At 36.3% G+C, this 24,018-nt stretch carries 20 protein-coding genes; 3 read left to right on the forward strand and 17 right to left on the reverse strand.

Translation table 11 applies throughout. From position 1 onward, the window contains the following. The first annotated feature begins 219 nt into the window (after positions 1-219). Positions 220-1,833, forward strand: a complete 1,614-nt coding sequence (locus NX902_RS22675; RefSeq protein WP_095329603.1) for an SWIM zinc finger family protein — start codon at positions 220-222, stop codon at positions 1,831-1,833. Continuing rightward, the gene (locus NX902_RS22680) at positions 1,820-4,666 is read left to right on the forward strand and encodes a DEAD/DEAH box helicase (protein ID WP_172859370.1); all 2,847 of its coding nucleotides are present in this window, start codon (positions 1,820-1,822) and stop codon (positions 4,664-4,666) included. Before NX902_RS22675 ends, NX902_RS22680 begins: the two co-directional genes overlap by 14 nt. Before the next feature lie 157 nt (positions 4,667-4,823). Here the strand turns inward: NX902_RS22680 and NX902_RS22685 are convergent, their stop codons facing one another. Then, positions 4,824-8,618 (reverse strand): S8 family serine peptidase, encoded by a 3,795-nt coding sequence (locus NX902_RS22685; RefSeq protein ID WP_172859369.1) that lies wholly within the window; start codon positions 8,616-8,618, stop codon positions 4,824-4,826. Positions 8,619-9,130: 512 nt separating this feature from the next. Between NX902_RS22685 and NX902_RS22690 the strand changes: the two genes are divergently transcribed. Beyond that, positions 9,131-9,565: a YwpF family protein gene (locus tag NX902_RS22690; RefSeq protein WP_095329604.1), complete on the forward strand. Its 435-nt coding sequence runs from the start codon at positions 9,131-9,133 to the stop codon at positions 9,563-9,565. Positions 9,566-9,627: 62 nt separating this feature from the next. On the opposite strand, the gene NX902_RS22695 is transcribed toward NX902_RS22690, so the two are convergent. The 16 genes from NX902_RS22695 to atpG form a co-directional block, all read right to left on the reverse strand. Then, complete coding sequence (locus NX902_RS22695; RefSeq protein WP_095329601.1) at positions 9,628-9,933, reverse strand: hypothetical protein; 306 nt, start codon at positions 9,931-9,933, stop codon at positions 9,628-9,630. A gap of 176 nt (positions 9,934-10,109) precedes the next feature. Further along, positions 10,110-10,547: a 3-hydroxyacyl-ACP dehydratase FabZ gene (gene fabZ / locus NX902_RS22700; RefSeq protein WP_047942697.1), complete on the reverse strand. Its 438-nt coding sequence runs from the start codon at positions 10,545-10,547 to the stop codon at positions 10,110-10,112. A gap of 205 nt (positions 10,548-10,752) precedes the next feature. After that, complete coding sequence (locus tag NX902_RS22705) at positions 10,753-11,037, reverse strand: DNA-directed RNA polymerase subunit beta (protein WP_095329600.1); 285 nt, start codon at positions 11,035-11,037, stop codon at positions 10,753-10,755. Positions 11,038-11,051: 14 nt separating this feature from the next. Continuing rightward, positions 11,052-11,879, reverse strand: a complete 828-nt coding sequence (locus NX902_RS22710; protein WP_123258485.1) for a flagellar hook-basal body protein — start codon at positions 11,877-11,879, stop codon at positions 11,052-11,054. Between the two features lie 35 nt (positions 11,880-11,914). After that, a complete protein-coding gene (locus NX902_RS22715) occupies positions 11,915-12,727 on the reverse strand; it encodes a flagellar hook-basal body protein (RefSeq protein ID WP_341161029.1) in 813 nt (270 codons plus the stop codon). A 354-nt stretch (positions 12,728-13,081) separates the two neighbouring features. After that, entirely contained in the window at positions 13,082-14,083 is a 1,002-nt protein-coding gene (locus NX902_RS22720) for a rod shape-determining protein (protein WP_095329597.1), read from the reverse strand. Positions 14,084-14,767: 684 nt separating this feature from the next. After that, positions 14,768-15,040 carry a sporulation transcriptional regulator SpoIIID gene (gene spoIIID, locus NX902_RS22725; protein ID WP_016204804.1) on the reverse strand — a complete coding sequence of 91 codons (273 nt, stop codon included), beginning with the start codon at positions 15,038-15,040 and terminating at the stop codon, positions 14,768-14,770. Positions 15,041-15,808: 768 nt separating this feature from the next. Beyond that, on the reverse strand, positions 15,809-16,654 hold the full coding sequence (locus tag NX902_RS22730) for a M23 family metallopeptidase (protein WP_095329596.1): 846 nt from the start codon (positions 16,652-16,654) through the stop codon (positions 15,809-15,811). Positions 16,655-16,850: 196 nt separating this feature from the next. Further along, on the reverse strand, positions 16,851-17,012 hold the full coding sequence (locus NX902_RS22735) for a hypothetical protein (protein WP_171510163.1): 162 nt from the start codon (positions 17,010-17,012) through the stop codon (positions 16,851-16,853). A 17-nt stretch (positions 17,013-17,029) separates the two neighbouring features. After that, positions 17,030-18,043, reverse strand: coding sequence for a stage II sporulation protein D (spoIID, locus tag NX902_RS22740; RefSeq protein WP_163187493.1), 1,014 nt, complete (start codon positions 18,041-18,043; stop codon positions 17,030-17,032). A 349-nt stretch (positions 18,044-18,392) separates the two neighbouring features. After that, positions 18,393-19,700: a UDP-N-acetylglucosamine 1-carboxyvinyltransferase gene (gene murA / locus NX902_RS22745; protein WP_123258487.1), complete on the reverse strand. Its 1,308-nt coding sequence runs from the start codon at positions 19,698-19,700 to the stop codon at positions 18,393-18,395. A gap of 33 nt (positions 19,701-19,733) precedes the next feature. After that, the gene (locus tag NX902_RS22750; RefSeq protein ID WP_095329592.1) at positions 19,734-20,483 is read right to left on the reverse strand and encodes a YwmB family TATA-box binding protein; all 750 of its coding nucleotides are present in this window, start codon (positions 20,481-20,483) and stop codon (positions 19,734-19,736) included. Positions 20,484-20,685: 202 nt separating this feature from the next. Continuing rightward, positions 20,686-20,922 carry a DUF1146 family protein gene (locus tag NX902_RS22755; protein WP_047945077.1) on the reverse strand — a complete coding sequence of 79 codons (237 nt, stop codon included), beginning with the start codon at positions 20,920-20,922 and terminating at the stop codon, positions 20,686-20,688. A gap of 311 nt (positions 20,923-21,233) precedes the next feature. Continuing rightward, positions 21,234-21,641, reverse strand: coding sequence for a F0F1 ATP synthase subunit epsilon (locus tag NX902_RS22760; RefSeq protein ID WP_047940726.1), 408 nt, complete (start codon positions 21,639-21,641; stop codon positions 21,234-21,236). A 20-nt stretch (positions 21,642-21,661) separates the two neighbouring features. Next, positions 21,662-23,077, reverse strand: a complete 1,416-nt coding sequence (gene atpD / locus NX902_RS22765) for a F0F1 ATP synthase subunit beta (RefSeq protein WP_095329590.1) — start codon at positions 23,075-23,077, stop codon at positions 21,662-21,664. 72 nt (positions 23,078-23,149) lie between these two features. Beyond that, positions 23,150-24,010: an ATP synthase F1 subunit gamma gene (gene atpG / locus NX902_RS22770; protein ID WP_095329589.1), complete on the reverse strand. Its 861-nt coding sequence runs from the start codon at positions 24,008-24,010 to the stop codon at positions 23,150-23,152. Positions 24,011-24,018: the final 8 nt, after the last annotated feature.

Genomic DNA, 24,018 nt, shown 5'->3' on the forward strand with positions numbered 1-24,018 from the left:
AAACTTTTACCAAATTGCCTATATTTTCTCTTCATTCCCTATATTCATTACTTCAAAACAAGTAATCCAATTGCGCTCTCTTACTTCTCTTCTTCTGTCCCCTACCATCTCCATTCAAAAAGCGTTATAATTAAAGAATGGACTTTTTTGGTGCCTCTACATTTTAGAGCACATCTTTAAGCAAAATTAATCGATTTACCAATATGGGAGGGATACATTATGCTTCTAGAAAAGTATTTGGAGCCAGTGAATTTTTGTGCAGAAAACTTAATGGATTTATTGGATGCAAATGATCCCCAAATGAAAAAAATTGTGGAAAAGGGACTTCTTCTGTACAGACAAAGCTTTGTCTATCAGGTCAAGTTCTCCAATGAATTGGTGACGGGAATGATCCAAGATGTGACGCCTGTAAGGGCCACTTTAGATTTGGATTATGTTCAACAGAGCTCTTGTACTTGTCACGCTGAAGGATTTTGTCGCCATCAGCTCGCTCTATTTTTCTATTTACTCGCACAAGTTGGGAAAGTGTCCACTTGGTTGGAAAATTGGCGTAAACCCATTGAGAATGCAGAAATGTTGAAAAATCTCGGTATTATGCGAGCAAGTGATTTACTGAAGGAAAAAGAAGACAAAGAGCCAAATTATACAGATTGGATTGAAACATTTGAAAAGAGCTTTCAATCCCTTATAGAGACGAATCATACTAAACCATATATGATTGCAGAAACGTATTATATTTATATACGAAAAATAAAAGCAGCTACTCCTCTCCAAACAGAGTGGAAGCTCCTGTATTTAGTCATCGCCCATGTATTTACTTTCAAGCAATTATTAATACTTAGTAAAAAATTAGATCATAATACACAAACAATCAATCGCTATTATCGACATCTTTTTCATGATTTAATGAATAGCATCGAGGATAACCTCTATAAATTATCGAACTTTACCTTTCCATTTGCGTTTGATAATTTTTTAATTAGTCTAAAGGGTGATATTAGAACCATTCTTACCATCCAGCCAATATTAGCATTTGAATGTATTCAGCTTTATCGCTTAATGTGGACAGATCTTTTTGCCACGAAAAGATGGAGACAGGATGAATTGGCACAATTATCAGCGAGCACCAAGCCAAGCTTTTCCGAAAAAATTGCCATCATTCATCTTGAAATCCTACTTCAAAAGGATGAGAATGCCCTTAAAATCATTCAATCACTCGATACACAAGTGACCTCGTACATGCTTTATTGGATTGATTATTTATCGAGTCGCAAATCTTGGAAAAGAATGGATTTATATATACCAGCATTTATTCAAGAGCTGAAAAATTATATATGTACAGATGATGATGACGATTATTGTTACGAATTTACACAGATGGCAATCCGAGCAATTCTTCCTTACTGCCTAGCTATGAATAAAGAAGACTTGCTTGAAAAAGCCTATATTCATACACTTCCATATAGCTACCGCAAATACGAGGATTTTCTGTATGAGAAGAAACAATTTGATAAATGGATGGATCTGTTTACCATGATGGGATATGGACTAGATCATCTTCACAAAGAACAAATAAAAACGCTGCAGGAATATGATCAATCATTATTGCTTTCCTTATATCATCGTTCGATTCAAGAACATATCGAAGGGAAAAATAGAGAGCATTATCGAATCGCTGTCCGCCAATTAAAAAAACTGCGTACCCTTTATAAAAAGCTGAAAAAACAAACCGAATTCGAGCAATTCTTATTGGTTATCTTAGAACGTACGAAACGATTAAGAGCCTTTCATGAAGAATGTAGAAAGGGAAAGTTAATCCATGCTGAAAACTAACTATCTAAAAATAAATGTTCATTACTATGACAATAGAGGATTTTTTTTAACAGGAGAAATAGAGAATCGTTATCTATATCCTAATTATTGGAAAAAACTTCTTTTTCAGCAGCATCAAGAGAGCTATTATGGAACTATCCTAGATACTGTAACAATTGATGAAATAGAAGGCGTATTATTAAGTGGCTGGCAGTTGGTGACTTTGCTTGCTACTGAAGGGTTCAATCGTTATGTAGATTGGGATTGGAATGATACTGCACAGGTTTGTCTGGCTGCTGCTCCAAGTATTTTGGAAGCTATTAAACATAAAGAATGGATACCGGATTTCAGCCAATGGGAGGCTGGGAATTTCCAATGGTCCCTTCCCAATCGTGTCATGGACGAATTCGATCCGAGCTTTTGGGAAATGGAACTTCACGATGAGTTGGCAGGTCAAACAAATAGAGATTTTATCCAGCAGTGGTTCCAGCATTCGCTCAATCATTATTTAGAAGACCATCAAGAGACAAAACAAAATTTCCATGAACAAATCCAAACATTAAAGAATGCAAATATTCCATCCGAGCAGCTGGCTGCTTATTTCACTGAAGATAAATGGCAGGAATGGATGGGGTTAAAAGAAACAGACTATCCATTCACATTAGGAATCCGTCTGGAAGAACCAACTGAAATCGATACAACTTGGGATTTGGACTTATTTTTACGTTCAAAGGAAAATCCTGATCTCGTTGTGGATATACATGATGAAAGTAATATGCCGAAGAAGTGGTTAAACTATACCTCCTATATAGAGGAGGAACAACAGCGCTGGCTCCTGCTTTTCCCATGGTTAAAAGGAAAAAGCGGGATAACCAATCAATTAACAGAAGAAGAAGCTTGGCTTTTCTTATCAGAAGCTAGTGAAACATTCCTTGCCCTTGGAGTGGATATTCTTCTTCCTTCTTGGTGGCAAGCAATGAAGTCAGCCAATTTGAAAGTGAAAGCAAAGGTTTCGAGTGCAAGTCATCGTCCATCCTTTGTCGGCCTGCAGGCAATGCTGGACTATAATTGGCGCTTTTCTATGAATGGCGTCACCCTCTCTGAAGATGAATTCAATAAATTAGTGGAGGAAAAACGCCGCCTTGTCTTTATTAAAGGCCGTTGGATTAAATTAGATCCTGCTTTTATTCGCCAAATTCAAGATTTAATGAAAAAAGCTGAAAAAGAAGGTTTACATGTCCGCGATATTATTGAACAAGAGTTAATGCAAGCAGAAGAACAGCAGAATGATGAGCTAGAGAATCCGAAAACATTTGCCAAAATCCAAATCGAACTAAATAGACAATGGCGAACGATGATTCATCAATTAAAAGAAGTAAAGAATCTACCATTAGAAGACGTTCCGCACAGCTTTTTAGGCGATTTACGTGCATATCAAGTACTTGGAATGAGCTGGCTTCTCTTCTTAAGAAAGTATGGTTTTGGCGCCATTTTAGCAGACGATATGGGACTAGGAAAAACAGTTCAGCTTATTTCTTATTTATTAAAAGTGAAAGAAATAGAAGCGGAACTAACGACTCCTGCTCTTATCATTTGTCCTACTTCTGTCCTCGGCAACTGGCAAAAAGAGTTAGAGCGATTCGCACCTGATTTAAATGTATATCTCCATTATGGAGCTAATCGCTTAAAGGATGAGGCCTTTTCTAAAAGAGCACACGAATCAGATGTAGTCTTAACCTCTTATGGATTAACACATATCGATAAGCAAAACTTCGAAGAGCTCACATGGAGTACCATTGCAATTGATGAAGCACAAAATATCAAGAATGCGCAGACAAAGCAATCAAGAGCTGTGAGAAAATTAAAGGGAGCACATTATATTGCACTCTCTGGAACACCGATGGAAAATCGTCTCAATGAGCTTTGGTCTATTTTTGATTTTACCAATCACGGTTATTTAGGTAGTCTCGGACAATTTCAAAAGCGCTTTGTCATTCCGATTGAAAAGGAAAATAAAACCGAACAAATCCAGCAATTGCAGACACTTATTCGTCCATTCTTGTTAAGAAGAACGAAAAAGGATGAAGAGGTTGCCTTAAATCTCCCTGATAAACTGGAGCAAAAGGAATATTGTCCTTTAACAACGGAGCAGGCTGCCTTATATGAACAATTAGTTACCGATACATTTGTCCAAATTGAGCAGCTCTCTGGATTTGAGCGGAAAGGCCTTGTCTTGCAGATGTTAAGCAAATTGAAGCAGCTCTGCAATCATCCTGCCCTTTATTTAAAAGAGCAAGCACCTACTAGCCTAATTGATCGATCAGTAAAAATGGAGAAATTGGCAGAACTGACCGATACCATTTTAGAGAGAGGTGAAAGCTGCCTTATTTTCACACAATATATTGAAATGGGACATATGATTCAGGAAATGATGAAGAAAAAGTTCAGCATCGATGTTCCATTCTTAAATGGTAGTATGTCCAAGCAACAACGTGATCGCTTAATTGAGCAATTTCAAGTTGGAGAATTTCCGATTTTCCTCCTTTCCTTAAAAGCTGGGGGAACAGGATTAAATTTAACAGCTGCCAACCATGTTATTCATTATGATCGCTGGTGGAATCCTGCTGTAGAAAATCAGGCGACAGATCGCGCATACCGCATTGGCCAGACTCGTTTTGTTCATGTTCATAAGCTTATTTGTACAGGAACATTAGAGGAAAAAATTGATGCGATGCTGGAAAAGAAACAATCACTAAATGACCAAATTATCCAAAACGAAAATTGGATGACAGAGTTAACAACAGATGAATTAAAGGATTTGGTGTCATTGAATGAAAACCCAGCAGACTTATAGGGTGCAAGCAGAGCACAACCAAATGGATAATGACAGAAGACATGAATAAAAACCCCACCAAGGATACAATTTACTCGGTATCCTTGGTGGGGTTTATCTTTGATTGAACTATTTATGTCCCAACCCGTTACTCGTCTTCTTTTATAGATCTGTTTGTTTATTTATCCTCTGGAACTTTAATATCTTTTCGTTTTTCTTGTTTAGTCATCTTATAGAAATAAACAGTTTTCGTTGTTTTATGGCCAGCTAAATCGGTTGCTGTGAATTCAAATTCATTTAAGCCATTTTCTAAGTCTAATTCCACTTTCTTGACTGTTTTTTCTAGACTTCTCATAGCATACGGCTCTTTAAATGTCTGATAATAAAGCTCACTCCCATTTAGAGCTAATTGAATATCATCAAAATTATCCTTTACTGTTACATGCACAGTTGGATTTTTGCCATTGCTATTTACAATTCGATTGCCAGAAAGCCCTTTGAAAGAGATGACGGGCGCCTCTGCATCAACGATAAAGCTTCGTTTAAAGACTGCTGTATTATCAGCACTGTCTGTTGCTTTGATTTCAACAGAATGCACGCCATTTTCATAAGGAATAACTGTATTAAAGGTATATTCCTCTTTCTCCTCATTATAATCAGCATCTACTTTTTGTCCGCCAATCGTAAATTCTTTAAGGTCCGAATCATCCTTGATTGTTCCACTAAACGCTACTTCCTTTTCTCCATACACCTCTAAAGCTTCTGGAGTCGTTAAAGAGATTACAGGAATTGTTGTATCCTTCTTCTCTTCTTCTGCAACCACATTTGCTTCCTGTTTATTGCCAGCATAATCATATGCAACAACTGTTACAGATGTACCTGTTTTTACTTCATTCGGCAAAGTAAATTCAGTTGTTTCACCGCTGACTGGAGTAGTTACAACCGATTTTCCATCTACTAAAATATCTAAATAAGAGATGCCAGAGCCATTTTCATCATCAGATGCAGCAATTTCCAATACTTTATTACCTTCTGCTAAATCCACTTCAACTGTTGGACTTACTGTATCAACAATAACTGGAATATCTACTATCTGTGGCTTTGCACCTTTATAGTCAAGAGTTGCACTAACGCGGTAGAAATATTGCCCTTCCACTAGCTTTCCATTCACTTTTCCATCCCAAGCCCAATTGGAATCAAGAACATATTTTGTTCCTTTGCCGCCATCATAGAAATTCTTTCTAATTTCCTCTTGTGTACGTAATGTTCTTACGGTTTTTCCCTTACTATCAACAATGGAGAATTGAACTTTCTTTGCATTTCTTAAAAATGATAGAATCGGAATAATTTCTTCTTGGACTCCATCATTATTTGGAGAAATAGCAATTCCTTCTTTTGTAAACTTACTTGTAATCGGATCATATCCAAGGTATAGGAAGTCTTCTCCTTCTTTTGTCACCGCTCCAGCCATACCATAGAAAGACGTTTCATCATATTTCATCCCATCTAAAATTGGGGCTTTGTTCCAGTCACCTTTAAAGCCAACATATGGCACGGTTAATGTTGCATTTTTTTCCTGTGGATCTGTTAATGTTACATACCCTTCCACAAAATAGCCGTTTTCAAATACGCGATCAATCGCTACAGGCGTTTCCCAACTGCCTGTTTGAGAAGGATCAATTACTTTTGCATTTGTTAAATCAACAGATACTTTAATTTTTTTGCTTTTATTGGCAGGAATGCTGATCGTTGTTTCATCCTTATCATTTACTTTTATCTTTGCATCCAAAATCTTCTGTGCTTCTAATAGGTCAGCAGTATAGCCTAGCTCTCCGTAAGCCGCAAAGTCTGTTTGAATATTTGCAGCCACATCATACTTAACCTTCTTATCACTATAATTTTTCGCTTCTAGAGTAAAAGTAAAGGTGTTTCCTACTTCTTTTAAGGCTACTTTCCCTTCTTTCGTCTTCTTCTCCGTTACAATTACAGGTGATTGTAACGCTGCATGCAGCTGCATTAATCCAGCTCCTTGACGGCGTGGAGAATATGGTACTTCCCAGTCAAATGCACTGTTTACTGTTCCAATATCTGTCACCGGTTTAGCAGTGTTCATTAAAAGATTTTTGGCAATGTTTACTCGATCAAAGCCTGATACATCGAATTCATTATCTACACGTTCTAATACGAGGGCAGAACCTCCTGAAACATGTGGGGCTGCCATCGACGTTCCACTCTTCATCCCATATTGATTATTTTCTAAAGTAGAATAGATTTGGCCGCCTGGCGCTGTGATTTCTGGTTTAAAATCTAAGTTATTCGTTAGGCCCCATGAGGAAAAGCTACTCATTTTTCCTGCTTCTGGATTAGCGGAAGTTATTTTTTTGCCATCAAATGTAATCGAGATATTTTCACCACTTTGAAGAGCTGCTGCTAATTTATCCCCATCTGTTTTTAATAAGAATAGTTGAGGAATCTTAATGCTTGCATCTGTTGCCATGCTAACAAAGCCATCTGTATTATTATAAATAATTACACCAGCTGCCCCTGCCTTCTGTGCATTGATTGCTTTATCCACGAAGCCGATTTCGCCTCTTTGGATGAGCGCATAGTTATCCTTCACATCAACTGCGGCTAATTCCTCTGGTGTTCCTAATCCAGCATAAACAATTTTAAATGTTTTTTCCGCAACTGAATTCGGATGAACACTGCTTGCTGACAGGAATCCAGCTTGTTCCGTTTGACCATCATATTGATAGGAAAGTGCATCAATATCTATAAAACTATTTTCAATAGATGCAACTTGTAAACTATCATAGGCGACACCTGGTGAACCAGATACGCCAATATCAGGATTAGAGCTAGATGGATTGGCAAAGCCATTTCCAAAGTGGGCGGAGTTTCCAGCCGAAATAGACATCATTATTCCATTTTCCACAGCACGCTCTACAGCTTGCTGCTCTGGTGCATCAGCCGCAACAAAGCCTGCTGGAGATCCTAAACTCATGTTAAGGACATCTGCACCTAATACGATCGCATCATCAATAGCTTTAATATAAATATCTCCCCAAGTAGTAGAAACAGTTGGATCATTTCCGAAAACCTTTAAGGCTAAAAGCTGTGCCTCTGGCGCAACTCCTTTAATCCCATTATTGTCTTCATCGCCATTTGCGCCAACAGTACCTGCGACGTGCATCCCATGCATGCTTGCCCCTTCAGCGATATCTTGGATAATATCATTTTCATCCATATAGTTATATCCGTATGGAACCTTTTCGCTATAAAATTTGCCTTGCAGCCCATTTTCCTTTTTAAATTGGGCAATTTCTGCTTTGCTTAATTCCTCTTCTGTTTCATCAGAAAGCACCATGTCCTTATGATTCGGGTCAATGCCGGTATCAATTACACCAACAATCATTCCTTCCCCTTTAAAACCATAATCTCGCCAAGCATCTTGAGCTTGTACAAGTTCTTTACTATATATCATGTCTGCTTCTTCTTCTGGTCTTTCATAAGCTGTGGCAATATGTACTTTTGCTACCTCTGGAAGTTCTTCGATTTTTTCAATATCCCCGTACTTCATTTCTCCACTAAAACCATTAAAAATAGTGGTGAAATTCTCTAATTCCTTAAATTTTACTTTTTTTGCTTTTACTTTTTCTTTTACTGTTTTCTGCTCTGCTAACTTCTCACTCTTTAATTTTTCTTTTGTTGATTTAGGCAATTCTTTTACTTGCTTTGCCTGTGCTTGAGCATATTGCACCGTCGGCTCCGTGTTCATCTCTACCACTACCCGGACCGTATCGGTTTTTTTATAAGCAGTCTCTAGCTCATCCGCCTTTATGGTTTGGATATTTTGCTTGTTTTCTTCTCCTTTTTTACTTATTTCCTTATCAGGTACAGTTGCTGCCAATACACTATTGGAAAATAGCATAAAGAGCATAATAACTAGAAAAAATACTTTTCTAAGTTTCACGTTAAAACTCCCCTCTAATCCTTCTTTATTTTCGGAATATATCGAACTATATAAAAATATCATAATATTCTTATATTTTTTAAGGGACGAAAGTACTGTCTCTTGCTTGATATGCTAGTAATTTAGTCAGTTAATATCGCATTTTTAATCTTTTTTCGGCAAGAGTTGACGTTATTCTGCTTTTCTGCCAATTTCAGGATATAATCACCTTATAGAAAATAGTGGTACAGCTGTAATAGAAGCTACTTTTAAGAAGGAAATGTTAGCAAAATGATAAAACACTTTCATTTCAGAAAGAATGGTCGAATAAATAGTGAACAATATTGAACAAACTTTTATTAATATAATTTTTAAAGAGATTCTTTTCAGATGGAGCAGGGAAAACATTTTTGTACTATACGAAATAAAATTATATTCACTTATTTTTCAATCAGAGCATTCGAGAGCTTAGATAATTCATGAAGGTAAGGTATAATAAAAGAAATGAAGAATTTGCCTGGGGAGGGATTATTGTGAAAACGTTTAAATTAATTTCCTTACAGATCCTGACGAAGGAAAAGCTAATACCGATTAAATTGATTGATGGATTGATTATAAATAAAGAAGATGATTTTAATCATTGGCTAATTGAAGTTTATACAGAATTAGCTGCTATTGCTTTTCTTGATGAAGCATTTCAGAAGAAGGAAGAGTTGCTTGTTCAAGCTGTTATTTCAAAAAAAGAAAATGATCCCGCTCCTTTTGAAGTAACCATTCTTTCTATCCAAAATTTTGGCGATAAAGCAAGCATTCTATTAGAAGGAACATTAAAAAGAGACAGAAAAGACTATGCAGAGCTATTGCTCCAATATCTAATCGAAGAAGGCTATGAAGGGAAAAAGCTATCGAATAAATTTACTGAGCTGATGCAAAGTAAACCACAAACGTTTTTGGAGAAGAAGTTGTAGGTTATAGAATAGACGAATCTCAAGGTCCAAAATAACCTTGAGATTCTGAACAAATAGACTTTTTATCGATCTAAATCGTCTTTGTCATTCATATCATCTTTATCTTCGATCATGTCTTCACCAGGATCATTATCATCCTTTGTTGGATCTAGATCATCATCTCTATTTTCATCTGGTACATCTGATTCGTTGTCATTATCCAAATCAGTACCTCTGTCTGGAACAACGTCATTCGTATCTAGATCTTTATCTTCGACTGTGGTATCATCATCCGGTGGAGGACTTTGATTATCATCATTGTTACCACAAGCAGTTAACAGCATAGCAGATAATGCTGAAACTCCTAATAACTTCATCCATTTAGTCATTCGTTATACCCCTTTTCTTGATAAGTATCATTCATGACCAATTATTTGGTCAGTTATTAGGTTATCCAAGAAAAGAAAATTATTACGCCTTAATATTCAATTCCAATAATAAACAATGTTTGAATGAAAAAAAGAAGAAGCTCCTCGTTATACAGACACCTCTTCTTTCTACCTTTTTATGCTTCTTTCTTATCTCCAAGAGCAAACATAATTTCTGCTTCACATGCAATTTCTCCGTCAACAGTGGCTACACATTTTCCCTTTCCAAAGTTGCCACGTAATCTCGTCATTTCTACTTCTAATCGCAGCTGATCCCCTGGAAACACTTGCTTTTTAAAGCGACAGTTATCCACTCCAGCAAAGAAAGCTAATCTTCCTTTATTCTCTTCCTTGATCAACATGGCAACCGCTCCTACTTGTGCTAAAGCTTCTACAATTAATACACCTGGCATAACTGGGTATTCAGGGAAATGACCATTAAAATATTCTTCATTTGCCGATACATTTTTGATTCCTACAGCTTTTTTACCTTCTTCCACTTCTAAAATTCTATCTACTAATAAAAATGGATATCGATGCGGAATAATTTCTTTAATTTGATTAATATCTAACATTTTGTGACCTCCTACTAATATGTGGTTATATTATATTGTACTAAAAAAAGCTATAAAAAAGGAAGGGATATCCCTTCCTTTTTTAAGATGTTTTTCAAAATAGTTATTTTATCTAACATCCTGAACAGTTATTACATTAACTTGATCATTCCAGCACATCACCAAAAAAGGAATCTGTAATTATTTTTACAAATTCCTCTCTTAATTACTCTTCATTTATTAAATTGACAATATGCGTCCAGGTTTCTTTTTTAAAGGTATCCGTTGCTTTTCCGTTTCCCATAACACTATAACCGACAACGGCTCCAGCTAGAACACTTACAGCCAGTACTAAAAGAATGACAACAATACGTAGCCATATAGGAAACAGACGAACTCTAATCTTCTGCTTAGGAGAAGTTTTCTCTTCTGGATTATTCTTCTCTTTTTGATCTTCTTTAACCTGTTCTCTTGTCTTAACCATTTCTTGACTACTGCTATTTAATGCCATCACTTTTCTCCTTTTTAACGTATTCCATTCACTAATCCCATCATCTGATCTGCTAAAGAGATGGATCTGGACTGAAATTGATAGGAGCGCTGTGTAGCAATCAGATTGACCATTTCTTTGCTTATATCCACATTAGATTGTTCTAATGCATTCTGTTTCATTGCGATTTCATTTCTTCTGCCGCCATTCAAATCAACCATCACTTGATTTTCATCAGCAGTGTCAGAGAGTCGATATAAGTTCTCCCCTGTTTTTTCAAGGCTTTGTGGATTATTAGCATACGATATGCCAAGATTAAAGGTTTCCTGACCGCCATTATCCAATTTAACTGTTAAAGATCCGGTTGGTGAAAAAGCATATTCTTTAACATTATTATTTAATAAAATTGGGTTATTATTCTCATCAAGGATAGCATGGCCTTCTTTCGTAACCAGCATGTTCTCATTATTAGATACAGGTGATAAATACATCGCTCCATCTCTCGTATAACGCATTTCGGAAGTTCCTCCGTCTTGCACCAATACTCTGTATAATTGTCCTTCTTTCGTCAGTGCTGTATCTAAAACGCGATCAGTTGCTTTAATCGTTCCTTGTGTCATCACTAATTGTGTTTGAGCCATTTTAGCGCCTACGCCTTGCCTAATTCCGTTTGGCGTCTGACGATTGACTTCTTGTGTTTCATCCTTTTGATTATTAAATTGCTGATAAAGCATATCTGTAAACGTCCCATTTTGTCTTTTATAGCCTGTAGTATCTACATTAGCCATATTATTACTAATAAGATCCATTTGCTTTTGCAGCTGTGTTAAAGTATTACTAGCCGTTATCATCGTTCTATTCATAGCGATTCCCCCCTTTACTACTATCTAAATCATTCTTATAGCTTACCAATTTCATTTGCGGCTTGATCCATACTCTTATCATAAGCCTGCAATATTTTCTGATTAGCTTCAAATGCTCGATAAGCAGTCATCATATCTGTCATTGTCTGCGCTGTATCAACATTAGAATTCTCTAAAAAGCCTTGATTGATTTGAAAGGTAACTTGGTTATTTGCATATGCACTTTGTAAAGTGGCTCCATCTTGTGCTCGATACAAACCATCACCCTCTTTTACGAGTTGTTCTGGTGAATCTGTATAACTTATTCCAAGACGATACGCTTCTCCATTACTGCTTGTAAGCACTCCATCAGATGTAACAGAAAAATCCGTGCTTGTAAGCTGAATTCGTTCGTTATTTTCATCTAAAACGTAAGCACCACTAGAAGTAGTTAAATACCCTTGGCCATCTAATGTAAAATTTCCGTTTCTTGAATAGGCAACTCCATTATCATTTTGTACTGTAAAAAATAATCCGCCGCCAGCATTCGTTCCATTCCCTGGAACATTCGCGTTTAAGATCGCTAAATCTGTCTTTAATCCTGTTTGATTAAGATCACCCTGAGTAAACTTCGGTATTGCTTCTTGCATATAGACTCCTGTTGCTAAATAGCCTACTTGCTGCTTTTCTATCGCACCAACCGCATTTTTCCTAACACTTTGCTGTAATAATTCAGGAAAAGCTCTCATGGATGATTTGTCTGCCTTAAAACCCGGTGTCGTACTATTGGCCATATTATTAGAAAGCATTTCGGTTTTGCGTTGCTGAGCAAACATACCAGAAGCTGCTGTATAGAACCCTTTAAACATAACTGTCTCCTATCTATACAAAGATTTCGATTCAAGCATATATATTCTATTATAAAAAAAATATCAAAAGATTACATTAAATTTTGTTGAAAAAAGTCTAAAAATGTTCATTATATTTATCATTTATTATATCGGCTATTCATAAGAACAATCTACTGGAAGATAAAGGAGGAAGAATCTTATCGCCACTGAGAAAAACAGAAATGGCAAAATAAAAAATCGGAAAAAGAAAAAGAAATTTTTCCATTCCGATTTTTTATGTTTAAGACTTATTCAAACGGGTATGAAATAAATAGATTTCATTTTCCTATGCATAAACAAGTATTTTTCACTTGTTTATGCACCCCCCATTTTTTAGCCTAATTTTCTTTTGGGAAGACGATCAATATTATCTAACATTATTCCTGTCCCGATTGCTACACAATCCATTGGATTTTCAGCTACTAATACGGGAACCTTCAACTCATCCGCTAATAGTAAGTCAATCCCGTGCAGCAATGCTCCACCACCAGTTAAGATAACTCCACGATCAATGATATCAGCAGAAAGCTCAGGCGGTGTTCTTTCTAAGACACTTTTAGCAGCTTGTACAATAATAGATACGGACTCTCTTAATGCTTGCTCAATTTCCTCTGAATGTACCGTAATGGTTCTTGGAAGACCAGAAACCATGTCACGACCGCGAATATCCATTTCTTCTTTTCGAGAACCTGGAAAAACAGTTCCAATATTAATTTTTATATTCTCTGCCGTCCGTTCTCCAATTAACAGCTTATATCTTCGTTTAATATATTGTAGAATTTCATTATCAAATTTATCTCCAGCCATTTTAATACTAGAAGAAGTAACGATATCACCCATTGATAACACTGCTACATCTGTAGTACCGCCACCAATATCAACAACCATATTTCCACTTGGTTGGAAAATATCCATTCCTGCACCGATCGCTGCAACCTTTGGTTCTTCTTCTAAATAGATTTTCTTTCCACCGCTCTTTTCCGCTGCTTCTTTAATTGCTTTTTGTTCCACACTAGTAATATTTGTAGGACAACAAATAAGAATTCTTGGCTTTGAAAGAAATCCTTTTACGTTCAATTTATTAATGAAATGCTTTAGCATCGCTTCTGTTACATCAAAATCAGCGATAACACCGTCCTTTAATGGGCGAATAGCAACAATATTTCCTGGCGTACGTCCGACCATACGACGAGCTTCTTCTCCTACCGCTAATACTCTGCCTGTATTGCGATCTAATGCCACAACAGAAGGCTCATTTAATACAATCCCTTTTCCTTTTACATGAATGAGAACATTTGCTGTTCCTAAATCGATACCAATATCTCTAGCAAACATTATATATGCTCCTCCTTCGCCTTTAGCTTTTCCATTTTTTTCGTTTGTTCATTTTATAATTTCATTTTCCTTATAGAGACAAAGAGCTGGCTTCCACACTATATGTAACGACATCCTCATATTTAAGTTTCATTAAATGTAGTTAAATGAAAAACATTCCTAAGAATACCTTTCATTCACACAGTTATAGCACCTTTTTAAATGCCACTAAATATTTACATCGCTTAAATATGTCTTTCTTATCGCTCTATATTAAATCAACCATTTTCATTCTTTTGTAAAGTGAATTATGTATGTTTTCAGGTTAAAATTTGTATGTTTTTTTCTCTATCTATTTAAACCACTCTAATTTTTTATTTTATCATAAGATAACGAAATAAGTAACTTTTTGTAAAAAAAATGAGTTTTTTTTCACAAAATAATCCTCTTTTTTTCAAAAAAGAAAAAGGACATTGCTTCCAAGGTCCTTAAAGCTATTATGTACCCTTTATCAGCATTCCAAAATGAGTTGCTTTTTATACTCATTCTTTTTCTCTATCGATGGAGGCACCTCCACCGATAGACTGTTGAAACTCCATTTTTCTAAACTTCCCTTTCTGTTTTAAATATTTCCAGGGTAACTTCCTATCGATACTTTTTCTATATAATTAATGTCGTCATAATAAAGAATTACCCTGGAATTTCTTACTGTACAGTTTCCCCTTCAAGCTCTTCCTTTTTATACTTCATTTTTGTTGCTTCCCCACCGCGTAGATGTCGAATAGATTTATGATAATCAAGGATCTCTTTCACTTCATTTGCTAAATCTGGGTTAATTTCAGGAAGTCTTTCTGTTAAATCTTTATGGACTGTACTTTTGGATACGCCAAACTCCTTCGCTATTACGCGAACCGTTTTTCTCGTCTCCACGATATACTTTCCAATCTTGATAGTTCTCTCTTTGATGTAATCGTGCACACCACTCGCCCTCCCTAAATTGGATGTGAGAAGTGTGAAATGAGACTCGCTTTTCGCTTCATCGAAATTCTTCATCCCGCACGTTTCCTTTCCTGCATAATACTTTTCTTCATGCGGCAGAAAGTTAAAACCTTTCTGTTGTTATAGGGATTAAACATGTCCTCAACTACATATCCACTGTCTTCAAACGACCCCTCACTCCAAACTTCCGCTTTGTAAGGTTTGTAACATTTTATTAGCTTGGGTAAGACTTTATGCAGAAAAATATGAATAGGGACAAGGTTTATCTGTTTTTTTCTATATTTACTTGTTTTTTTTGAATTAAATGGCTAAGTCTTATGTGAAACAATTGATAGGAATTATATTTTGCAAAGAGGAAATTGCTGATGTACGGTTTTACATCTGTTATTTTTGGTGAAATATCTATCGTTTTCACTGTTTGGAGGTTAAATATTTCCCGAGAAATTTGTCATTTTCCGCTCGTAAGTGACAATTTTTCATTTGCGTCTCTAACTTATAGTTAAATTATACTAATACTTTTTGCTTATTAATATTTTGAGTCATTATTTTTCTTGCCTTTAGTGGACTATTCGTGGACATAAATAGAGATGTCTAGATGAGAATTTTTTCTATTTACTTATTATTTTCGACATTTCCCATCCATAAAATACTTCTTTCGAGAATACATAAAGGTTGCCATAAAGCAGCTATCACTCGCATAATATTATTTTATGCTTTGTAAAAACTACTTATAGCAACCTCTAGTTATTAAGCGTTCGGATCTGTGGATGTAGATCCTTCTGAATCTTCATCCTGATTAGCGTTTGTTCCATTTTTTAAATTGTTATCTGTCGGCATTTCTTCATCGGAATTGCTTGATTCTTCTACTGCTGATCCGTTTTCAGAAGTAGCACCAGAAGTATCATCACTTTGTAAAGCACTTAACGGTTTACCAAAATAATCAATAGGGTTCACAGCTACATTATCTTTTCTTACTTCAAAGTGTACATGAACACCTGCTTCTTGATTCAACTTACTTTTTCCAGCAGTTGCTAATGGTTGGCCTTTCTTGACTTCAGCGCCTTCTTCCACTTGGAAATCCTTCACAGATTGATAATATGTTTTAATCCCATTGTCATGATCAATTTCAATTGTATTCCCTAATAGAGAATCCTCCGCAACTTTTGTAACGGTTCCACTTAGAGCAGCTACTACTTCAAATTCGCTGTCATCTTCCATTTTCAAATCAATACCTGTGTTTGGCTGATATTGATTATTGTAGAATACTAAGGATTCAGCTTGTTTTTCTTTACTAGCCGTATTATCATAGAACTCTTTTTGTGTAATGAAAGACTCTTCATCAACTACTGGCCATGCAAAGTTCTCAAATTCTTTTGCAACTGGTTCTGCAGGTTCATCTGTTTGTTTTGTTGGCATATCAGCGTTATCATATTTATACTTATCTGTTTCTGATGCGCTATTTTGATACCAAAGGACACCTGTTAGAATAATAGCTGCACTTGCGATATAAATGGCTGGAAATGCCCAACGCTTTTTAAAAAAGCTTTTTACTTTTGACTTTGGAGAAGTACGTTTGTTTTCTTCCTCTCTCATTTTATCATCACCTCAGCAATCATTCTGAACAGATAATGATAAATATATACCTACATGCTAAAAAAATTTTTTGGACTTATTTTTCGACAAAGTTCTAGAGTTTATACATAGAAACGAAAATTTTAATTATTAGCTGAATGAAGAACGCAAAAAAGCAAGCCTTCTTGAAGAAGACTTGCTTTTTAAAGTGGGGAAGTTATGGGATTGAGCTGTAAGATGAATCTGTAATTAATGCTTTGGCTGATTCTCCAGCTACTTTGGCTGATTTCTCCGCTGCTTTGGCTGATTCCTCCCTCGCTTTGGCTGATTTCTCCGCCGCTTTGGCTGATTTCTCCGCTGCTTTGGCTGATTCTCCCACTGCTTTGGCTGATTTCCTTATTTCTGGGCTGTATATTTCGCTAGCATATCATCAGATGCTGTTACATCTACCCCTTTATAATAGTATTTTACGATTTCTTCGTAGTTTTTCCCATTTGCGGCCATTCCGTTTGCCCCATATTGGCTCATGCCGACACCGTGACCGTATCCTTTTGTAGTAATATAAACGGTATTTCCCTTTCGTTCCATTGTAAAGTCCGTTGATTTTAATTTTAACTTTTCTCTAATGTCTGTTCCTGATATTTTTTTTCCATTAATCTTGGCACTTGCAATTCGTTTTCCTTTTGTATATTTAACGTCTTCTAATACCTCCCTATCGGCTGTCAGCGTAACGCCTAAGCTCTTCTCCAAGTCCTTTACTGGTATGGTCACTTCCCCTTTGAATTTCGGCGAATTGACATCCCAGGGGCTTTTCACGCTTTGTAAATAGGAGATCGAATTAGCCCAGACATCATCTGAATTTTCCGTGTATCCGTTGCTTGTAGAAAAAAAGGTGGCATCAATAGGAGTACCCTCATACGTTAAAATTTGCCCTTTTGTAGCCGCTACAGCCTCTTCTATCTTAGCCATATTCTTTTTCCAGTCCAACCCATCGTTTTCCCAAATTTTCTTTAATTCATCGCGATTATTATACACTTGATAGTTAATTGTATCGCCAACTAAAGCTCCCTCTGGCAGATTTGTTTTCTCTTGATTCATCATTCTTTTTACAATATATGTTCTAGCTGTTAAGGCTTGTGCTTTTAATGCTTCTTTTTCAAATTTCGCTGGCATTTCTGATGCAACAACTCCAACTACATATTCTTCTAAGTCTAATGTCTCTACTTCTTGTTTATTTTCACGATATACAGCTACTTCAATAGCAGGCTCTGGCTTTTCTGCAGGTGGTATATGACTCTTTACCTCTTCCTTTTTATCCTGAATAGAGGGGAGAACAAGGATGGTAGGAACAAGTAAAGTAATAACAAACAGAATGACTCCTAGTACGATGAAAGGTTTGATTTTAATCATGAATAAAGCCTCCATAAGATAGAAATAAGACCTTCTTAACTGTCTCTAAAACATTCTTATGGGAATGGACAAGCTTTTATTCCTTCTTTTTTCTAGAGAAATACCCTTAATTTATGGTTCTAAATATTTCGGTTTTGCATACTATTTTAGCAATCCTGTTATTTAAACATCTTCTGCATTTCCCTCTATTATATAACAGCCCTTTAATAAAATTATGGCACATACCTAAACACATTTTGAGCCTTCATTGAACTTCTAAAATATTTTTCATATTATGTATAATTTTGCCCATAAAAAAACAAACTTTATCTATCGGAATGAAATCGATAAATAAAGTTTGCTTAATATATTATGCATTTAAATCTGCAACATAGCTTGCTGTTAACGTTAATTCACTTTCTTCAGTAATTCTTTCAATATCAGCGCCTAATGCAGCTAATTTTTCGTGGAAATTAACATAGCCACGATCTAAATGCTTAAGCTCTGTAACGCGTGTAATACCGTCTGCAACAAGTCCAGACAATATTAAGGCAGCTGCAGCACGTAAATCAGTAGCAGCTACTTCTGCGCCTTGAAGATTAGTTGGTCCATTCATAACAACAGAACGACCTTCAATTTTCACGTCGCCATTCATACGTCTAAATTCTTCTACATGCATAAAACGGTTTTCAAAAACAGTTTCTGTAATCATACTAGTTCCCTTTGCACGAAGAAGTAATGCCATCATTTGAGATTGCATATCTGTTGGAAATCCTGGATGAGGCATTGTTTTGATATCTACAGCTTTTAAATTTTCTGCACTAATCACACGGATACCGTCTTCTTCTTCTTTGAAAACAACACCCATTTCTTCCATTTTGGCAATCAAGGATGATAAATGTTCTGGAACAGCACCCTGTACAAGGACATTTCCATTCGTAATAGCAGCAGCAATTAAGAATGTGCCTGCTTCAATTCTATCCGGAATAATCGTATGTTCTGTGCCATGCAGTACTTCTACACCTTCAATACGAATAGTTCCTGTACCTGCACCTCTTACTGTTGCGCCCATTTTATTTAGGAAGTTTGCTAAGTCGACAATTTCAGGTTCTTTTGCCACGTTTTCAATAATAGTCGTACCTTCTGCTAAAGAAGCAGCCATCATGATATTTTCCGTAGCACCAACACTTGGGAAATCAAGATAGATTTTCGCACCTTTTAAACGTCCATCTACGGAAGCTTCAATAAATCCATTTCCAACCTGAACCTTTGCTCCCATTGCTTCAAAACCTTTTAGATGTTGGTCAATTGGTCTTGAACCAATTGCACAGCCACCAGGTAATGCTACTCTTGCATGACCATTTCTTGCTAACAAAGAACCCATTACTAAAACAGATGCGCGCATTTTTCTTACGTACTCAAATGGCGCTTCTACGCTTAAATCGCTTGATGCATCTACAGTTACTTCTCCGTTTTCAAAATGTACTTCTGCATTTAAATATCGCAATACTTCATTAATCGTATATACATCTGAAAGAGTCGGAACTGATTTAATTATACTTTTTCCATCACTTGCTAATAATGTAGCGGCGATCACAGGCAAAACGGCATTTTTTGCGCCTTCTACTTTAACCGTTCCATTCAACCTTTTTCCGCCGCGGACGATGATTTTATCCAAAGTCTATTCCCCTCCGCGTCCAATATCTCTATATTAATATTCAATCGTTATGATGGGTGTGCCAACTACGAAGGTAGTTTTTCCTCCCATATCTTGTGTTCTTAGTCCTATTTGTACATTCATTTCCTTTTCGCTATTATCAATTCGTTCTTCAAATAACGGCGTATATGCGGAGGTGGATATAAAATCATCCTCTTCCAACGCCTCTACTTTTTTTGCCTGAAATGCATCTAGCAAATGGTTAACTTTATAAGGCAAAGTCTCATTCATCTTATCACTGAATTCGCCTTTAATACAAGAGAAAATTGTTGGTTTTCCTCGAAATATGTCAGAAATTTTTTTATTAATTTCCATATCTAACCTTTTCATTTCTTTGTCCGCTAACTTCTTTCCTCTCACCTCATACATAATATATGATTGGACGTTATCAGTTGTTAAAGAAGTGGTTAAGATTATACTTTCTTCTGTTTGGCCACTGGATTTCAAGACCATCTTTGCTTGCCAGCTCTGATGATTTTTCGTTTCCACCCAATCACCATTTGGGAAAACTGTTTTTAACTCCGACTGATATGCTTTTGCATCTTCAATGCTTGTAACATTTTCCAGTCTTTCTCTTGCATGCAGAGACCATTCATTAATCGTTACATTTTCTTGTTTTTGTAAAATTTCATTTATAGTTATTAAGTCAGACTTCGTTCTCGCGATAGTGATGTTATTCCCAATTGTAAGACAAGCCAAACCAATTAATATTGTTATTATAATTAACGTTTTATTTATTTTCATTGTTATTCCTCCCCCATACTACCATTGTTTCCAAGGAGAAGAATTGCATACTAATGATTAATCGTCACTTTTTGACATGAATAAAACGTTAATCAATGAACAAACTATTTAAGCACACAAAATGAATTTTACTTAAAAAACGAACGAATGAAAACATGTATGAAGACCTATCTTTGTAATTAATTATTTCTTATTTTGGTAATTACTTCAATATTAATGGTAATTGTTGAGACCAAACTAAATAGTCGAGTAAAAAATTACTGACAATCGATCCCATTATAATGGCTAATAATACATATAATACTCGTGCTTGAAAAACTCTGTTTTTACGAAGGAATTTCTCAAAATTTAGTGACTGTAATGCCCACCACGAAAGAGCGATAAAAACGATATGTATCAAAATACTCAGTAATGCCTGTTGTCCAAAAGCTTCTACCATTTTTTCCTCCCATCTATCCCTTCTGTTTCAACTATTATTTGACGTATTGACTTATAAAAAGGTTTCACTTTGTGTTATTATTTTTTTATTTTTTTCATCTTAAAAAACGTAAACATTCATCCAGAGTGGGTTTCTCTACTCCCCGCTGACTGTTTGTTGCATTTTTATGCCCAATCCGGAGTGTTAGCTTTACTCTTAGTGTCACTTATTTAACTGCCCAATAATTTTTAAAATAATAGGACATCTACTTTACCGCTCTATATCTTTCCTTTAGATCTAACCCACTAAAAAAAGTCCCCTTAGGGACTTTTTTAGTATTTTTTCTCAACAATGGATATACGATTCATTGCACGTTGAAGAGCAAGTTCTGCACGTCTAAAGTCCACATGTTCTGATTTTTGAGCATGTAATCTTTGTTCAGCGCGCTCCTTAGCACGTAAGGCACGATCATAATCAATTTCTTCCGCTAATTCAGCAGATTGAGCAAGTACTGTCACCTGATCTGGGCGAACTTCTAATATTCCACCATTCACCGCTATATATTCAGAATCTGAACCATTTTTCAAATGAACAGCTCCTATTTTAAGTGGAGCAACCATTGGAATATGGCCTGCTAAAATTCCAAGTTCTCCACTTTCTGCTTTTGCGATCACCATTTCTACATCTGATTCATGCACCGGGCCATCAGGAGTTACTACATTGACTTTAATCGTCTTCATTACTACCCCTCCTGATTATTTTATACTTCTACACCCATAGATTTAGCTTTTTCGATTGCTTCTTCAATACGACCAACTAAACGGAATGCATCTTCTGGAAGGTGATCATATTTACCATCAAGAATATCTTTAAATCCTTTTACCGTTTCTTTTACAGGTACGTAAGAACCTTTTTGACCTGTAAATTGTTCTGCAACGTGGAAGTTTTGAGATAAGAAGAATTGAATTCTTCTTGCACGGTGAACAACTAATTTATCTTCATCGCTTAGCTCATCCATTCCTAAGATACTGATGATATCTTGAAGCTCTCTATAACGCTGTAGTGTAGATTGCACATTTCTCGCTACATTGTAATGTTCTTCCCCAACTATTTCAGGAGAAAGGGCACGAGAAGTAGAAGCAAGTGGATCTACCGCTGGGTAAATACCCATCTCTGTTAATTTACGCTCAAGGTTTGTTGTTGCATCCAAGTGAGCAAACGTTGTAGCTGGAGCTGGATCTGTGTAGTCATCCGCTGGTACATAGATTGCTTGGATAGAAGTTACAGAACCTACATTTGTTGATGTGATACGTTCTTGTAATTTACCCATTTCAGTTGCTAATGTTGGCTGGTAACCAACCGCTGATGGCATACGGCCAAGCAACGCGGAAACCTCAGAACCAGCTTGAGTAAAGCGGAAAATATTATCGATGAAGAAAAGAACATCTTGTCCTTGTTCATCACGGAAATATTCAGCCATCGTTAATCCTGTTAAGGCAACACGCATACGAGCACCTGGCGGCTCATTCATTTGTCCGAATACCATCGCTGTTTTCTTAATAACGCCTGAATCCGTCATTTCATGATAAAGGTCATTTCCTTCACGAGTACGTTCCCCAACACCAGCAAAAACAGAAATACCACCATGTTCTTGCGCGATATTGTTGATTAATTCCTGAATTAAAACTGTTTTACCTACACCGGCTCCACCAAATAGACCAATTTTCCCACCTTTAATATACGGCGCTAATAAGTCTACCACTTTAATACCAGTTTCTAAAATTTCTACTTGGGTTGATAATTGCTCAAACTTAGGAGCTTCTCTGTGAATAGAATCACGTCTTGCACTTGCTGGAATTTCTGAATCTAAATCGATTGTTTCTCCTAATACATTAAATACACGACCTAGTGTTACATCCCCAACAGGTACGGAAATAGATTTTCCAGTATCTAATACCTCTGCGCCTCTTGTAACGCCATCTGTAGAAGACATTGCAATAGCCCGAACTGTGTTATCACCTAAATGAAGGGCCACTTCAAGGGTTAATTCTATGTTAGAAGAACTATTTGGACCTTGAACAATGCGTAATGCGTTGTTAAGGTCAGGTAGACTTCCTCCATCGAACTTCACGTCAACAACTGGTCCCATAACTTGAAGAACTCGTCCTGTGCTCATTAATTTCCCTCCTAAACTTTCTTAAAGCAGGTTCTGCTAAAACATTAAGTCTAGCAGAACTTATTTATATCGTTATTCTAACGCTGCAGCTCCACCAACGATTTCCGTAATCTCTTGTGTAATCGCTGCTTGTCTTGCACGGTTATACTGTAAACTTAAATTGTCTATTAATTCTTTCGCATTATCAGTAGAATTCTTCATCGCTGTCATACGTGCAGAATGCTCACTAGCTTTACTATCAAGCAGAGCACCATAAAGTAGACTTTCTGCATACTGTGGTAATAGAACATCGAGAATTTCTTCTGCTGATGGTTCAAATTCATAGGATGTTAATGTCTTATTAGAAGCATCCATTTCCGTTAACGGAAGAACCTTCTTCTCTATCACATCCTGCTGAATAGCACTTACATAATGACTATAGTAAACATAAAGTTCATCAAAAGTACCATCATCATACATACCTACTGCTTTGCTTGTTACATCTCTAATATCTAGGAAATCTGGTAAATCAGGAATTCCCACTACATCCAAAATGACATTATGTCCTTGCTTTAATAGAAAGTCTCGACCGATTCTACCAATAACAATTATGGCATATTCATCTTTTGATTGATGACGTTCTTTAATTGTTTGATTTAGCTTTCTTAGTACGTTACTGTTGTATGCTCCTGCTAATCCACGTTCAGAAGTAATAACCAGATATCCTGTTTTTTTAACAGGGCGTGTTTGAAGCATTGGATGGCTAACACCTGAGCTGCCTAGAGCCACAGAATGTGTCACTTCTTCCATTTTAGACATATACGGAATAAATGCTTTTACATTAATAACCGCTCTATTCATTTTCGCCGAATACACCATCTGCATGGCTTTCGTAATTTGGCTAGTCTTTTTTGTTGAGTCAATACGAGCTTTTATATCACGTAAAGATGCCAAAGATTCTC

This window comes from Niallia sp. FSL W8-0954 (assembly GCF_038005605.1).
Taxonomy (GTDB): domain Bacteria; phylum Bacillota; class Bacilli; order Bacillales; family Cytobacillaceae; genus Niallia; species Niallia circulans_A.